This window comes from Gemmatimonas sp. (assembly GCF_046594945.1).
Taxonomy (GTDB): Bacteria; Gemmatimonadota; Gemmatimonadetes; order Gemmatimonadales; family Gemmatimonadaceae; genus Gemmatimonas.
On record NZ_JBKJRB010000162.1, the window covers coordinates 1 to 16,093 of the forward strand.

Annotated in this window: 13 protein-coding genes; 6 read left to right on the plus strand and 7 right to left on the minus strand. The window is 63.4% G+C overall.

What is annotated here, in order from left to right:
• Window positions 1-64: 64 nt before the first annotated feature.
• Complete coding sequence (locus ACLL97_RS19225; RefSeq protein WP_411282095.1) at window positions 65-1,129, plus strand: alpha/beta hydrolase; 1,065 nt, start codon at window positions 65-67, stop codon at window positions 1,127-1,129.
• A 192-nt stretch (window positions 1,130-1,321) separates the two neighbouring features.
• Window positions 1,322-2,749 (plus strand): alpha/beta hydrolase family protein, encoded by a 1,428-nt coding sequence (locus tag ACLL97_RS19230; RefSeq protein WP_411282096.1) that lies wholly within the window; start codon window positions 1,322-1,324, stop codon window positions 2,747-2,749.
• Window positions 2,750-2,861: 112 nt separating this feature from the next.
• On the opposite strand, the gene pgl is transcribed toward ACLL97_RS19230, so the two are convergent.
• From pgl to gnd, 3 genes are read right to left on the minus strand one after another with little or no spacing between them, the layout of a single operon-like run.
• Window positions 2,862-3,653 carry a 6-phosphogluconolactonase gene (pgl, locus tag ACLL97_RS19235; RefSeq protein WP_411282097.1) on the minus strand — a complete coding sequence of 264 codons (792 nt, stop codon included), beginning with the start codon at window positions 3,651-3,653 and terminating at the stop codon, window positions 2,862-2,864.
• Between the two features lies 1 nt (window position 3,654).
• Entirely contained in the window at window positions 3,655-5,055 is a 1,401-nt protein-coding gene (zwf, locus tag ACLL97_RS19240) for a glucose-6-phosphate dehydrogenase (RefSeq protein ID WP_411282098.1), read from the minus strand.
• Window positions 5,052-6,071: a phosphogluconate dehydrogenase (NAD(+)-dependent, decarboxylating) gene (gene gnd / locus ACLL97_RS19245; protein ID WP_411282099.1), complete on the minus strand. Its 1,020-nt coding sequence runs from the start codon at window positions 6,069-6,071 to the stop codon at window positions 5,052-5,054. The genes zwf and gnd overlap by 4 nt, the downstream gene beginning before the upstream one ends.
• A 167-nt stretch (window positions 6,072-6,238) precedes the next feature.
• Between gnd and ACLL97_RS19250 the strand changes: the two genes are divergently transcribed.
• Window positions 6,239-7,525 carry a phospholipase D-like domain-containing protein gene (locus tag ACLL97_RS19250; protein WP_411282100.1) on the plus strand — a complete coding sequence of 429 codons (1,287 nt, stop codon included), beginning with the start codon at window positions 6,239-6,241 and terminating at the stop codon, window positions 7,523-7,525.
• Window positions 7,526-7,616: 91 nt separating this feature from the next.
• Window positions 7,617-7,871 (plus strand): GlsB/YeaQ/YmgE family stress response membrane protein, encoded by a 255-nt coding sequence (locus ACLL97_RS19255; protein ID WP_411282101.1) that lies wholly within the window; start codon window positions 7,617-7,619, stop codon window positions 7,869-7,871.
• 25 nt (window positions 7,872-7,896) lie between these two features.
• Here the strand turns inward: ACLL97_RS19255 and ACLL97_RS19260 are convergent, their stop codons facing one another.
• A complete protein-coding gene (locus ACLL97_RS19260; RefSeq protein WP_411282102.1) occupies window positions 7,897-9,417 on the minus strand; it encodes a glycoside hydrolase family 1 protein in 1,521 nt (506 codons plus the stop codon).
• Complete coding sequence (locus ACLL97_RS19265; protein ID WP_411282103.1) at window positions 9,414-11,174, minus strand: L,D-transpeptidase family protein; 1,761 nt, start codon at window positions 11,172-11,174, stop codon at window positions 9,414-9,416. The genes ACLL97_RS19260 and ACLL97_RS19265 overlap by 4 nt, the downstream gene beginning before the upstream one ends.
• Before the next feature lie 328 nt (window positions 11,175-11,502).
• Between ACLL97_RS19265 and ACLL97_RS19270 the strand changes: the two genes are divergently transcribed.
• Together ACLL97_RS19270 and ACLL97_RS19275 are read left to right on the plus strand one after the other, a co-directional pair.
• On the plus strand, window positions 11,503-12,498 hold the full coding sequence (locus ACLL97_RS19270) for a mechanosensitive ion channel family protein (RefSeq protein ID WP_411282104.1): 996 nt from the start codon (window positions 11,503-11,505) through the stop codon (window positions 12,496-12,498).
• A 299-nt stretch (window positions 12,499-12,797) separates the two neighbouring features.
• A complete protein-coding gene (locus ACLL97_RS19275) occupies window positions 12,798-13,415 on the plus strand; it encodes a hypothetical protein (protein WP_411282105.1) in 618 nt (205 codons plus the stop codon).
• Between the two features lie 931 nt (window positions 13,416-14,346).
• On the opposite strand, the gene ACLL97_RS19280 is transcribed toward ACLL97_RS19275, so the two are convergent.
• On the minus strand, window positions 14,347-15,501 hold the full coding sequence (locus tag ACLL97_RS19280) for an FAD-dependent oxidoreductase (RefSeq protein WP_411282106.1): 1,155 nt from the start codon (window positions 15,499-15,501) through the stop codon (window positions 14,347-14,349).
• Window positions 15,498-16,064: a peptide-methionine (S)-S-oxide reductase MsrA gene (gene msrA, locus ACLL97_RS19285; RefSeq protein WP_411282160.1), complete on the minus strand. Its 567-nt coding sequence runs from the start codon at window positions 16,062-16,064 to the stop codon at window positions 15,498-15,500. Before msrA ends, ACLL97_RS19280 begins: the two co-directional genes overlap by 4 nt.
• Window positions 16,065-16,093: the final 29 nt, after the last annotated feature.

Genomic DNA, 16,093 nt, shown 5'->3' on the forward strand with positions numbered 1-16,093 from the left:
GCATTGGCCCGCGGCGGCGTGCCGCGATTCATCGTTAGAATGCGCGAGGCGCAGGAGTATGCATATGGACGAGATGCGAAACGGCACCACGGAAATGGGCGCTGGTACGGAGCAGCACGCTTCCCAGAGCGCGGCTCAGATGGCCTCGATGTTCGCTGGGCGGACGCCCGACGCCGACATGGCAGCGGTCCTTGCGGTGATGCAAACCTCGGGCGCGAAGCCGATCGAAACGCTCAACGCAAAGGAGGCCCGCAAGCAGCCCACGCCGGCCGATGCCGTGAAAGCCGTGCTCAAGCAGCGCGGCGAGAGCACCGCCCCGGAAGCCGTCGGCAACATCGAAAATCGAGCGATCGCTGGACCAGACGGGGAAATCAAGATCCGCCTCTACCAGCCCGCTGCGACAACCAGCGATCAACTGCTCCCGGCCGTGCTCTACATCCACGGCGGCGGATGGGTGATCGCGGACCTCGACGTGTATGACGCCAGTCCACGCGCGATCGCCAACGCCGCACGCTGCCTCGTCGTATCCACGCATTATCGCCAAGGCCCCGAGAACCGATATCCGGCCGCCCACGACGACGTGTACGCCGCCTATAAATGGTTGATCGCAAACGCGCGTGATCTCGGCGTCGATGCCTCACGCATTGCCGTGGTCGGCGAGAGCGCTGGCGGAAATTTGGCCGCTTCGATCTGCCTGACGGCGCGCAACGAAGGCTTTCAGCTTCCGGTCCATCAGGTGCTCGTGTACCCGATCGCCGGCTACGACTTCACCACCGAGTCGTATCGTGAGATGAACGCCGCCATGCCACTCAACACGTCGATGATGCACTGGTTCTTCGACAAGTACCTGAACAATCCTGCGAACGGGCAGGAGCCGGCCATCTCGCTCGACCGAGCCGATCTTTCCGGCCTTCCACCGGCCACGATTATCAACGCCGAGCTGGATCCACTGCGGTCCGATGGCGAGCTACTCGCGAAGCGCTTCAAGAACTCAGGCGTCGAGGCGACGCAGCGCACCTTCGGTGGCGTCACGCACGAGTTCTTCGGAATGGCTCCCGTGGTGAGCAAGGCGAAGGAAGCGCAACGCATGGCCTCCGACGCGCTCACGAAGGCGTTCGGCGCAGCTTAGTTTCTATTGTTCGCACGCGCAACGAGCCAGGCCACGAGACCAGCGACAAGGAGCACCACGACGAGCATTCCTGGTCCGCCGTAGCCGCCCCTTCAGCCATTTCCAGAGCCGCTTCCCATTATGCCGGCCCCAAGACTTCCTTGGGGACCGGTGGCCAACCAGGATTTCGAGCCCTCAACGCTTCCATCACGTATGCTGCTCGTGACTGTGGTCCATCGTTTTGCCAAGCCTTGCACCACGTCGGCCTTCATCGCTCTCATCGTGGGCTGTGCGCAGGCAACACCGTCCACGCGCGTTCTTGCGGTGGACGGTGTAGTTCCCGCTGGCGTGACCGCGGCGTCAGCATCGGCGTCCGTCGCCTCCGATGGTAGCTGCTACGCCGGTGCGTATTCGCTTGCCGACGGCAGTGTCATCGATATCCAACGCACCGCAAAGGCACGGACGTTCCGCTGGCATCGCCTCGACGGGCGAACCGGTACGCTTGTGGCAGGGCCTGATGGATTATGGCGGGGCAACCGCGGATGGACCGCTGAGATCGACCCGACGGTGGTACGCATGGACCAATGCCATGTGGCCGCGATCGAGGTAGACGGGCGCCCAGCGCACCGGGTCGCGTTGCACGTGGTAGACACGCGCTTTGCGAGCGGGAAGCAACAGTTGCGCGGCCGTCTGGTTATGCCGCCTGGCGACGCGCGCGCGCCCATCGTGATACTGGTCCACGGCTCCGAGAAGTATTCGGGCGTCGACTTCTACCACGAGCAGCACCTCTTCCCTGCTCACGGCGTCGGTGTGTTCGTCTACGACAAACGCGGGACGGGTCAGTCGAGCGGACGCTATACCCAGGACTTCAACGCGCTCGCCAACGATGCCGTCGCGGCGTTGGCGGAGGCCCGGCGGCTGGCCGGCTCCCGCACCGCGCGGATCGGCTTTCGCGGCAGCAGCCAAGGTGGCTGGGTCGCACCGTTGGCCGCCACGCGCGCGACGGTGGATTTCGTACAGATTGCCTACGGCCTCGCCGAAAGTCCGGCGGCAGAAGACCGCGAGCAGGTGATGTCCGACCTCCGCATGGCGGGGTACGGTCCCGACGTCCTCGCGAAAGCACGGGAGGTGACCGACGCGACCGCGCTTTTCATGGCGACTCGCGGACGTCAAGGCGGCGCAGCAATCCGCGCCGCGCGCCGGTATTCTCGCGAGCCCTGGTGGAAAGCGATGCGAGGCGAGTACACGGGCAGCGTGTTGCGCTACCCAACGTGGATCACGCGTCTGGCACTCCCATTCGTTGACGTCGGCACGCCGTGGAACCACGATCCGGTGCCTGTACTGCGGTCGGTGCAAGCGCCACAACTGTGGATGATTGCCGCCGACGACCGCGAAGCGCCGCCGGCGGAAACGCAACGCCGACTACAGGCGCTCGCCGCCGAGGGGCGCCCGATCACCACCGTGATATTCCCGGACACAGACCACGGCATTGTCGAATTCGTGGAGCCGCGCGTCGGGCAGCGAATTCGCACCCGCTTCGCGGAGGGCTTTCTGGCGATGTCCGTCGACTGGATTCGCGACGGACGTCTGGGAGACAGAGCCTATGGTCGCGCCTCGGTTGCCGATCACCGGGACCCGTAGCGTAGCGCTCGAGCCCTACGTCGATACGAGGGACAGGTTTGAAGGCGCAACATTGGAGATCGTCGTCATGTATGCATCGCGCCCGATCGGGCGCGGATAGATGCCACCGACGCTACGAGTCGCGAGCGTCCGAACTCGGCATCTTCGCAGCGGCGGCACCATCGAGAATCCACTGCACCGTGCCACGTGACGGCGCCACACGTGCCGCGGGCGACACATCAGCGTGGGAAGGGATGGCGAGAATCTGCTGCACGACGTCCGCCTTGTCCGCACCGGCGACCAGAAAGAGCACGGAGCGCGAAGCGTTGATGAGTGGCAAGGTGAGCGTGATTCGCCACATCGACACGACCTCGATATCGTCCGCGACCACCCATCGAGACAGTTCATGGAGCGCGCGTCCATGAGGAAACAGTGACGCCGTGTGCCCGTCGTCGCCGAGTCCGAGCAGTATGAGATCAAACCACGGGAAGTCGTCGTGCAGTTCATGCCCGTCGAACAGTGCCCGCAGCTCTGCTTCGTACGCCGTGGCCGCCACCGCAGGCACCGCTTCGCCGTGCATACGATGCACGTGCGCGTCGGGAATTGGGACATGATCCAGCAACGCCTCGCACGCCATGCGATAGTTGCTGCGCGCATCTTCCGGCGGGACACAACGCTCATCGCCCCAGCACACGTGCACGTGCGGCCAGTCGATTCTCGTGGAAAACGATGGTGACGCCAACAGCTGAAAGAGCGACCGAGGCGTCGATCCACCAGAGAGCGCCACGATGAAGCGACCGCGTTCGCGAATGGCATCGGCCGCACGCACGACCATCAATTCGGCGGCGCACTGCGCCAACGCATCAACTGATGCGACCACCTGAATCTCTCGCTTCACCGTTCCGTCACTCTCGAATCTCTGCAAGTCAGACTGATGCGGCAGGATTGATCCAGCCGCCGGCACTCTCCGCCAGCCGGTCCGCTTCGCGCGGCCCCCACTGCCCCTGCTCGTACGAATACGCGGGCGTCGTGTCGCCCAGCACCGGTCCGACCGTCGCCCATGCGGCTTCGACAAAGTCTTCGCGTGCAAAGAGCATCGCATCCCCTTCCATCGCGTCGCCAAGCAGCCGCTCGTACGGATCCATTTCGTTCGTGCCTGGTGTGTGCAGTACGGTGAACTCGACCGGGTCGGAATCGAGTGATTCGCCGGGACGCTTCACGCGCGCGCCGATCGTGATCTTCACATCGGGCCCCAAACGAAAGCGAATGAAGTTTGCCGCGCCGGCCGGCAACGCCTGATGCGTGGGTTGCTTGAGCGTGACGAGCACTTCTGTCGCCGTCACGGCAAGATACTTTCCGGCGCGAATCAGAAAGGGTACGCCGTTCCATCGTGGTGAATCGATGTAGATCTTCACCGCCGCGAAGGTTTCTACAGTCGAATCTGCTGCAACATCCTTCTCGTCGCGATACTGACGGCACTGCCCACGCACGACATCGACGGGCGCCAGCGGCCGCACCGACGCAAACAGGCGCGCCTGTTGGTCGTTCAAGTCGCCGCACTCGCCCGAGTGGGGCGTCTCCATGGTGAGAAAGCTGAGCACTTCGAGCAGGTGATTCTGAATCACATCGCGAATGGTGCCAGCTTCCTCGTAGAATCGTCCGCGGCCGTTCACGCCGAACGACTCCGCCATGGTAATCTGCACGCTGTCCACGAACTCGCTGTTCCAGATCGGTTCGAGAAACGTGTTCGCAAAGCGAAAGACGAGCAGATTCTGCACCGCTTCCTTACCGAGGAAATGGTCGATACGGAAGATGTTGTGTTCGTCGAATACGGCATGGATCGTGGCGTTGAGTTGCCTGGCCGATGCCAGATCACGCCCGAACGGCTTTTCCACCACGATGCGGGCGTTCACGGACGAACCGGACACACCGAGTCCAGTGGCAACCGTCGAGAACATATCGGGTGGAATCGCCAGATAGTGCAGCGGGTACTTCGCATCACCCAACGCTGCGCGAAGCGCCACGTACGTGTTCGGCTCGCTGTAATCGCCCTCGACGTACACGAGACGCGCGAGCAGGTTTGCGAGCGCAACCGTATCGACGTTGCCGCGTTGCTCGAGTTCCGTTTTCACACGCTCCCGTAGGAGGTCGATGCTCCACCCGGAACGCGCGATGACGATGACCGGAAGATTGAGTCGACCGTTTCGCGACAGCGCCAGCAGCGCGGGATAGATCTTTTTGCGTGCCAGATCGCCGGTGCCACCAAAGAACACCATCGCATCGGCGTGCGGCAGGGCGGATGTCGGCGCAGATTGTGATACCGTCATGCGGGACTCTTGGGCTCGAGATGTCCGCCAAATCCGAAGCGCATTGCCGACAGCACGCGATTCTGGAATTCAGCTTCGCCGCGTGAACTGAATCGTTCGAAGAGCGCCGCGGTGAGCACATGCGCCGGCACCGCTTCGTCGATCGCCGCCTGAATGGTCCAACGCCCTTCACCAGAGTCGGAGACGTGCCCGTTGAACTGTTCGAGTGTCGGATCGCGCACCAGTGCGGCCGCCGTGAGATCAAGCAACCAGGACGTGACCACGCTTCCCCGACGCCACACTTCCGTGATGTCCGCCAAGTCGAAATCGTATTGATAATATTCGGGGTGCCTGAGCGGTGTCGTTTCGGCGTCCTGCGCATGATCGCGTGTACCGATGTTTGCGTTTTTGAGGATATTGAGCCCTTCACTGAACGCGGCCATCATGCCGTACTCAATGCCGTTGTGCACCATTTTGACGAAGTGGCCGGCACCATGCGACCCGCAATGCAGGTAGCCGCGGGTACTCGTTCCAATGGAGGCATCGCGTCCCGCCGTCGCGGCAAGCGCGCCCTCACCCGGTGCGAGTGTCGCGAAGAGCGAGTCGAGACGGGTTACCGTGTCGACCTCACCGCCAATCATGAGGCAGTAGCCGCGTTCGAGTCCAAACACACCGCCACTCGTGCCACAGTCCACGTAGTGCAGGCCGCGTTCCGCCAACAGACGCGCGCGATCGATGTCGTCGCGATAGTAGCTGTTGCCACCATCGATGATGATGTCACCGACGTCGAGATGCGGCACCAACCCATCGAGCGTGGACTGCACCACGGCGGCCGGCACCATGATCCACACCACGCGCGGCGTCGTCAGCGCCGCAACAAATGCGTCGAGCGTCGTGGCCGGGGTCGCGCCCTCGTCGGCCATCCCCTGCACGGCGGCGGCAGACACGTCGTACGCGACACAGGCGTGACCACCACGCAGCAGACGGCGGACCATGTTCGCCCCCATCCGCCCAAGTCCGATCATTCCCAGCTGCATGCCACTCTCCGGAAGCGGTTCGCGCGCGGTAGCTACCCACCTCACTTCTGCGTTGTCCAATCTACCAACGCGCTTCGACCATGAGGGTTCTCAGTCGACGGCTGTACGCTCGAGCCCGTTGGCACTCATTGTGCAGAGGCGTTACATACCCCTTCCCATTTCGTTTCATGACGTACTTCCGCCGGCACCCAGTCGTGACCGTTCTCGCTACCGTTCTCATCACCGCGCTGATCACGGTTCTTGTGCTCAATCTCTCTTCCGGCGAGAAGAAGATTCAGGAGCGGATTGGCGCGCTGTATCACGTCGGCGATGCCCAATTCCTGCGATCGATGGGCACACTGCTCGGTCCGCCGATCATCGGTGGAAACCGCGTGACCCCGCTGCGCAACGGAGTGGCGATCTTCCCGGCCATGCTCGAAGCCATCAAGGCGGGAAAGCGTACGATCACGTTCGAAACCTTTATCTACTGGTCGGGAAGTATCGGCCGCGACGTCGCGGACGCTCTCAGCGAGCGTGCCCGCGCCGGCGTGAAAGTCCATGTGCTTCTGGACTGGGTGGGGAGCACGAAAATGGAGCCGGAACTGCTGGAACGCTTGGAGCGCGCCGGCGTGGAGGTGCGACGCTATCATCCACCGCGCTGGTATACGTTGTCGAAGATGAATAACCGGACGCACCGGAAGCTGTTAGTCATCGATGGCACCGTCGGCTTCACCGGTGGGGTCGGCATCGCCGATCCGTGGCTGGGTGATGCGCAGGACCAGGAGCATTGGCGTGATTCGCACTACCGGCTCGACGGACCGGCGGTGGCGCAAATGCAGGCCGCGTTTCTCGACAACTGGATGAAAGCGTCTGGCGAACTCTTGCATGGGGAAGAATACTTCCCGGCCCTGCCGTCGCAGGGCGACGTGAGCGCGCAGCTGTTTCGCAGCGATCCCGGCGAAGGCGGGGAAAGCGTGCGCCTCATGTACCTCCTCTCGATAGCCAGCGCGAAGCAGAGCGTGCGCATTGCCGCCGCCTACTTTGTACCCGATGACCTTTCGATTGAGACGTTGGTCGCCGCGCGCCGACGCGGCGTGCACGTGGAGATCATTGTTCCGGGACCGTTGGTCGATACCGAGCTCACGCGCCGCGCCTCGCGCGCGCGATGGGGAAAGCTGCTGGCAGCCGGGGTCATCATCCACGAGTACCAGCCCACGATGTACCATTGCAAAATCATGATCGTGGACGATATCTGGACGTCGGTGGGATCGACGAACTTCGACAACCGCTCGTTCCGGCTCAATGACGAGGCGAATTTGAACGTGTACGACCGCGCCTTTGCCGCCACGCAGATCGCAGATTTTGATGCCGACCGCGCACAATCCCGGCCGATCACGTTCGAGATGTGGCAGAAACGTCCGTGGCGAGAGAAGCTGGTGGAGCATGCGGCCGCGCTGCTGCGCTCACAGCTGTGACGCTGGCTACCTCGCGTCGGCCGGAGCACTGGCGTGAAGCTTGCCATCACCGTGGCAGGCAGCTGATCCATCATTTAATCGGAGCGTATTCATGGACCTCGTGACCTGGCTGATCGTCGGGCTGGTGGCCGGCGTACTCGCATCTCTCATCGTCGGCGGTGTCGGCCTTATCGGCGACATCATCGTGGGTATCGTGGGCGCCTTTGTCGGTGGCTGGATCTTCCGTCAGCTCGGCGTGAGCACACCCTTTTCCGGGCTGGCCGGCGTGATCTTCACCGCCTTCATCGGCGCTGTGGTGCTGCTGTTCCTGCTGCACGTGATCGCTGGACGACGCCGGACGCTCTGACCGAAGAGGCAACGCGCACCACCGCTTACGGTCGAGGCAGCCGCCACGGCTGACGTTGCTGCGCCGCTTGACAAAGCGTCCGGTACCACGCGCCCGACGACTTGAGCGTGCGACGCTGCGTTGCATAATCGACGTGGACGAGCCCGAATCGCGGTCGGTAGCCGGAGGCCCACTCGAAGTTGTCGAACAGGCTCCAGGCGTGATAACTCCTCACGTCGGCGCCACCGGCAATGGCTTCGGCCACCGCCGCGAGATGATCCTGATGGTAGGTAACACGTGCGCTGTCGCGTACCACCCCATCCGCATCCGGAACGTCGGCGAACGCGCAACCGCTCTCACACACCTCGATGGCGATGGGGCCATAGCGCTCCGTAAGCAGGAGCAACGCGTCGCGGAGGGCGTTGGGCCAGATCTCCCAGCCCATCTCGGTGCGCGCCCCCTGATCGCGCCCAAACGCGTTCTCGATGCGGAGGCCGGTTCCAGACGGGTTCCGATACGGCGTCCCAAACCCGTTCTCATGCGGGTTCTCATGCGGGTCGGTCGCGCGTCGTCCGCTGAAATCGCTATGTCCGCCGGTGGACCGAGCATCGTTGCGAATACTGAACAGGAAGAATGGGAGATTGGGCCGCTCACCGCCGGCGCTCACGATCAGGCGGTAGTAGCAGTTCACGCCGATGAAGTCGAGCGGCGCGCGCATGCGGCGCTCGTCGCCGGACTCTTGGCCCAAGACGTTCTCCGGCACGGACTCGAGAAACTCTGCGGGATGCGTGCCGTGAAAAAGCGGGTCGAGAAACAGTCGGTTGAACAGCGCATCAGCATAGACTGCCGCTTCCCGGTCGGCAAGCGTGTCCACCGCTGGCTCACATGGCGCGAGCGCGAACACGGAGCCGACGCGCGCCTGTGGACGCACGGCCTTGATAGCATGAAAGCCGTCGCCGTGTGCGAGCGACACCGTGTGAACCGACCGCAGGAAAGCACCAAGGTCGCGCTTGCCCGGCGCGTAGCGCCCCAATAGATAGCCGCGTGAGGTGAAGATGAACGGCTCGTTGAAGAGCGCCCAGTCCTGCACACGGTCACCGAGCGCCGTCGCCATCAGGGCGGCATAGTCGGCGAATCGTGTCGCCGTATCGCGTGCCGGCCAGCCACCCGCGTCTTCCAGCGCCTGCGGCAGATCCCAGTGGTATAGCGTGGGAAAAGGACGTATGCCGGCGCGTAGCAGTTCATCGACCAGCCGGTCGTAGAATGCCATGCCTTTGGCGTTTGCCGGTCCCGTGCCCGTGGGCTGAATGCGTGGCCAGGCGATGGAGAAGCGGTAGCTACTCACGCCCATGTCGCGAAGCAATGCGACATCCTCAGGCATACGGTGATAGTGATCGCACGCCACGGCGGCGCTCTCGCCACGCTCGACGGCGCCCGGCGTGTCGCAGAAGGTGTCCCAGATCGAGCGTCCACGGCCATCGGCGTCAATGGCGCCCTCGATCTGGTACGCGGAGGTGGCAACCCCAAACTTGAAGTGCGGTGGAAACGCGGCGGCGTCAGTGATCATTTGAAGTGGCGCTCCAGTCGTGAAGCAGAATGCGGCGGGATCTGGACCATCCTCGAGTGCAGCGGGTCAGGAGCGCCCATGGCACGCACCAGCGCATCATCCCGGTCGTAAATGTCGTTGGCGAAGTGCAGTGTACCATTTCGCACGTAGGTCGTGAAGTACACGATGTACACCGGCAGCGTGTGTTCGAGATTCACGCGATGATCGTCTCCACTGCTCGTCATCGCTTCGCGCACACGACCGATGTCCCATCCTTGCGGCCCAAGCACGAACTGCGCGAGCTGATCGGGATGTTCCACGCGGATGCACCCATGACTAAACGCCCGCACATTCTCCGCGAACAACGCCTGCGCCGGCGTGTCGTGCAGGTAGATGGCATGCTCGTTGGGGAAAATGAACTTCACCCGGCCGAGTGCGTTATCCAACGCCGGCTTTTGACGCACGTATGTACCCCACGACGCGCGCACCACCTCGTAGCCGTGGCGCTGGAAGTAGCTCGGGTCCTTGCGCTGCATCGGCCACAGTTCTCGGCTCGCGATGCCTTGCGGCACGTTCCAGTAGGGACGGAAAACCACGTAGGACATCGAGTCGCTGAACACGGGTGTACTGCGGCCACCGTATTCTGCACCGACGATGACATTCATCGACAGCGCCTCACGTCCGGCGTCGTAGGCGATCAGACGGAATGCGGGAACGTTGACGACCACGAAGCGATTGCCGCGCTCGCGCGGAAGCCAGCGGTGGCGTTCAAGATTAGCCGCAAGTTGGCGCATCCGGAATTCGGCTGGGCGATTGAGCGACAGCAACGTGTTCGGTCCCACCACACTGTCGACCGTGAGCCCATGACGCTGTTGGTACGCCGCGACCGCGCCCGCGAGCGCGAGATCGTACACCGCCGGACCACTGGGGCCGCGCGCGATGCTGGTCTCGCGTGGTAGCGCGGGTGGACCCGTGTCGGCCGACACCAGCGGCACGAGGAGCGTGTAACCCTCGGCGTGCAAGCGTCCGAGCAGCGCGCCCAGCACCTGTGCCGTGGCGGTGTCCCCCGGATGCAAGACGCGGCGCGACGCTACTTGCGTCCATCCACCCGACGCGACGAGCTGTCGGTATCGCGAGAACTCCTGCATGAGGATCGCGTACTCGGGATCCCGCGGCTGGAGCGCTGCGATGGCATCCGAAAGCACCTCCTGGTGCAGCATACTGGTCAAGACGCTGTCGAGGTCTACGCTGCGTGAGTCGATGTGCCACTCCCGGTTGACCGAACGCGGATCGATCTGTCCGGTGAGCAAGTCCGTTGCATACGCGACGAATGATGCGGTGAGCAGGACATCGGCGCGCGCCTCCATCCCGGGAGTGATAGTGCCGCCGGCGTGCAGCGCCTCGAGCGACTCGCGCAACGCGGCGCTCTCATAGGCGCCGACACGAAGCGCATGATCACCGGCCGCAGCCAACGCATCGACCAGCGATGCGGTCCGGTGCTGAAATCGTAACGTGTCACCGGTGCTGTCGATCCATACGGGCCGGTGACCACCAGCGGCATAGATCCGTTGGACGCGCTTCCAGTCACCGCTGCCGTAAACCTCTGCCCCCCGTCGCGCCGACAGGATCCGCTGTATCTCGGCGGAGAGGGAATCGACGCGAGGCCGGGCGGATGCATCGTGTGAGCCCTCGGTGAAGACTCGCCCGCCTTCGGGAAGCGTGCCGGCCAACGCGCTGGCGCCATCCCAAAGCGCAGGCGCCAGCAACAGGGCCGTCACGACAATGAAGCAACACACCATTCTCGCGCGACGTCTCGTGTATGTGACCGTCTCCACCGTACCTAATCCTTATCGATTGTTGCGTGCGGCGGATGAGCCTGCTCGCAGGGCTCGTGCGAACGAGCGTTTCAGCGTGAAGCGCATACAGGCGTACTGCTCTGCGAGACTCACAGCGCACGAGTGGTGCCATTCGCGCATCGCATGATGCAGAGATCAATGTCACCCGGTTGGCTAACGCACCCGTTGTTCTACACTATACTGACGTATTGGTTCGAGCATGAACTAACACATGATCGTCACGGCGCCGTCGTCACTCCGTGGAGGCTGAATGCAATTCGATTGGTCCGCATCATGGCAAACCGTACAGCGGATCGGCACTGACTTCCTCGCGACCGTGCCTCGGCTCCTCATCGCCGCGGCAATCGTGGCGATGTTCGTCGTTTTCGCGAAACTCGCGCGCGCGCTCATTCGACGCAACGCGATGCGCCGCGGCGAGGCTCGCACGTTGGAGTTGGCCATCGGCCGGCTCGCGCAGGTGGGGATCATCATCCTCGGGTTTCTCATCGGTGTAACGGCCGCGTTCCCGAGCTTCACGCCGGCGAATCTCGTCAGCACGCTGGGCATTGGTGGCGTCGCGATCGGCTTCGCCTTCAAAGACATTTTCCAGAACTTCCTCGCGGGCATTCTTATTCTCGTGACGCGCCCGTTCCGTGTGGGCGACCAGATCCGGTTTAAGGAGTACGAAGGGACCGTCGAGGATATTCAGACCCGCGCCACCTTCATCAAGACGTACGACGGGCGTCGCGCCATCATCCCGAATGGCGAGTTGTATACGAACTCGGTGCTCGTGAACACCGCGTTTCCGCAGCGCCGCTGGGAATACGACGTCGGTATCGGGTATGGCGACGACATCGAGAAGGCGCGGAGCATCATCCTGCAAGCGCTGCGGGAGGCAGAGGAGGTTTCTCCGGATCCGCAGGCCGACGTGATCCTCGTGGCGCTTGGGGACTTCACCGTCAACCTGCGTGCGCGTTGGTGGACCAGGTCGCAGATGACGGACGGACTGAAGGCGCAGGACCGCGTGCTCACGCGCGTCAAGCAGGTGCTGACCGACGCGGGTATCGATCTACCATTCCCGACGCAGCAGATCCTCTTTCACGATCAGACCGAACGCATCGACGGCGACCGTCGCCGTCAGCGTGAAGGATGGCCCGCCGGTAGCGGCGAGGTGCCGGAGCCGCGCGCCGCCCCGCGCGCTGCACCGCCCGACTCCAGCGTGGCAGCCAATTCGCCGCCGACGAGGACCGCGAGCGCCGCAATGTAAAACCGGATCAGCAGCACGATCACGGCACCGACCACGCCGTACACGCGGCGGTAGCGCGCGCAGTCGACGCACAACCAAACACTGCGAGAGGAAGAAGTAGTAGATCATCGTCGCGGCGGCGCCAATCCGTCGCTTCGACATGCCCGGCACAGATGTTGCGGCCGTTTGCTATTAGACACGGGCGGGTTTCTGGTACTTGCCCTTACAAAGTTCACACAACTCGTGGCAGCGCCTTCGGGCACCAGCGCTCTACGGAAATGCAATGCAACGTCCCGCATGGCGGGAGGAGGAGCAACGAGATGGCCGAGATTCGAGTTGAACGGAAGGAAGGCAAGGGGTGGCTGTGGGTAGTGCTCGCACTGCTAGTACTGGCGCTTTTGGTATGGTGGTTCTTCGGCAGGCGCAATGACAGCACGGCGGTCGGCGCGTCCGACAGCACACGCGTGCCGGCAGCTGTCACGGCGGACCGCGCGGCGGTGGATGGTTTCCTCTCCTGGGTCGGGAACATCGACACCACGAACTCTGCTGCCGCGAGCGACCTGAGCCACGAGTACACGGCGACCGGCATCCGGCAGCTCGCAGGCGCTATCGCCTCCATCGCGCGGGGCGACTCGCTGGGGGGCAGTGAGGTGAACAAACAAGTCAGCGCCCTCAACATGCTCGCCGACCGACTGCAGACGGAACCGCAATCGCTTAAGCACGCCGACCTCGCCAACGCTGCGTTCGGCTCGGCGGCGCAGCTTCTCCTGAACGTGCAGCAGCGCAGTTTCCCGAACGCGAGCGCACAGGTGGGATCGGTGCGCCAGGCTGCCAGCGCGATCAGCAAGGAGCGGCCGCTGCTGGAGCAGCGTGCGGAGGTCAACCGGTTCTTTTCCGACGCCGCCGATGCTGTTCGCGCGATGCGCGGTGGTGCCTGAGCACGGCGCCGTCGTTCCCGGCGCGACGTCGGGCAGCGCCGGCATAGTCACTTTTCACGTGAGGATCGGGACGACGGCCCTGCTCGGATTCGTCGCGGCGCGTGCTGCTGCAACACGCGCCGCAAGGAGCTGCGGGGACCATGCTCACCGAGCGCGATTCTTCGAATTGGTCCGAGCACGCTCTAAGCGGTGGGATTTCGGCGGCAACATCGGCGAGTGCGGTCTTACGATCCATGGCAGGGGCAATGCCGTAGGGCCTCGACTATCCCCGTTTAACGACCGGGCCATTGCACCAGCGCGGTCACGTCGCTTGCGCGATGCTGTGGAAGCTGTGCGCCCGATCGACGGTAGACGTAAGCGGCGATCGTCAACAACGCGATGATGAGTACCGCTATCACGTACTGACCACGTCGAGGCCGGTCGACGCCGGGTTTCAGGTCATCTTGCATAGACAGGTTCGGGTGTGAGACGAGTCGCGTGGCATGACACGTGTCCGTCGTGATCGCGCACACACCCGCGATGCAAGACCGACGCCGCAGCGCGTCGGACATGGCGATCGCAAACGGTAACGCGAGTTCGTTGTTGTCGATTCAGTACGGCGGATTGCCGCACCTTCCTGTGTGCTACCTTCGCTTGTCAGGTGGCTCTGGTATGCACCGCGTCTCGACGACGCCGCCGTGACATACGCGGCGTTACATCTGGCCGAGCATGCCGCATACTTTTGTAACCGCTCCTCGGTGGACGGTGATCGCGCCGTAGGCGTCCTGTGCCCAGCACGCGACGAGTGCGCGCGGACATGCTGACGATTGTGGTCGTGTTGCTGGTCGCGATCCAGGCCCCCGAGCATTCCCTATCTCGCGGCGCTGCTTATGCTGGCTGCCCGCCGATGGCTCACGCACGTCCTCCGACGAGGGCGATCGCTAGACACTCATCAGCGCTGCCGATAGCGGTCAACGAATCGCGAGTCGATATACACCTTGAGCCAGAGCGCGGCGCGGCCGCGAAACACGTGTCCCTTCCATCGCATGATCGCGTGACCATCCGCCGTGTCGAGAATGGATAGGTAACTCGACTGCGGTTGGTACAACACCAAGCCACGATGTGTGTCGCCCGCCATGGCAGCGCGCAGATTCGCCGCGAGCACGGGCCCTTCGCGAACCGCATACACACCCGCCTTGGGCACCCACGGAAAGTCTCGAAGCGCAACACAATCGCCTGCCCCCCACACAGGCGCGCCGCTAGTCGAACGCAAGGTCGAATCCACTGCCCAGAAGTGGTGTGCATTTTTCGGCACACTGCTGTTGCGCGTGACCGCAACCGGTGCCGCACCCCCGAGCCAGACGGTGACCGTCGACGGCACGCGTCGTCCGTCGGCAAGGAGCACTTCCGTTGCGGTAACCGATGTCGCCTTTGCATTCGTGAGTACATCGACCGAACGGTTCCGCAACACCCGGCCTGCCGTTCGCCCCATCGCGGATTCGAACTCAGGAAGCAGGTCTGGTTTGGCTTCGATCACTGTCAACGGAAGCGATACGCCGGCGGCCTCAGCGCGAGCACGAATGGCGAACGCAATCTCCACCGCACCGCCACCGCCGCCGACAATGGCAACGGCGTCTTCGGAAGTGCCGCGACGCCGAGCACGCGCAATAGCCTGCTCGATGGCCCCAGCGAGCGCCCTCGATCGATCGATAGGACGCGCCGTGAAGGCGTGGTCGGCGACACCTGGTACGTCGCGTAAGCCAGACGGTTCGCTCCCTACATCCGCCGACACCAGATCGCACTCGAGCACGTCACCATTCTCGAGCGTCACCGAACGCCCGTCGGCGGCCACGGCAGCGGCGCATCCTTCCTGGAACGCTCCTCCCGCCTCACGCGTGAGCCAGTCGACATCGATGGTCAGCGCCGACTCCGCATAGGAGCCGCGCACAAAGCCCGGAATCATGCCGGTGTAGTGCGAATGCGCTGACGGCGAGATCACGAGTATCTCGCCGCCTGTAAATCGGTGCTGCGCAGCCAACCGCAGCACTTCAATGTGCGCGTGGCCGCCGCCGAGCAGGACCAGCCGACGGTGACGCGGTGCGGTCATTTGCCTGCTTCGTCTCCCCATATCTCCTCAAGCCGTTTATCACGCCCGCAGCTGGCCCGATAGAACTTGTAGCGCAATGGATTTTTGGCGTAATAGTCCTGGTGGTAAGCCTCGGCGGCGTAGAAGGGCGTCGCGGCAACGATCTCGGTTGCGATTGGCGGCGAAAAGCGCGCGGCGAGTAGACGGAGCGATGCCTCGGCCGCTGCCTTCTGCGACGCAGTACGCGGATAAATGCCACTCCGGTATTGACTGCCGCGGTCGCAGAACTGTTGGTTGCGTGCAAACGGGTCGATGTTACGCCAAAACACGTGCAGCAAACGATCGTAAGTGACACGCGAAGGGTCGAACACCACCTGCATCGCTTCCGTGTGTCCGGTGCCGCCGGCCGAAACCTGTTCGTACGTGGGGTTCACCACCGAACCTGAGGTGTAGCCGCTGATGGTAGAGAGCACGCCATCGAGCTTGTCATACGGCGGCTCCATGCACCAAAAGCACCCGCCGGCGAAAATGGCCGTGTCGATTGCGCCAGCAGGCGTCGAGCGGGAAGCAGGTTTTGCCGACATCTCGGCAGACGGTGCATTCTTCGCGACAT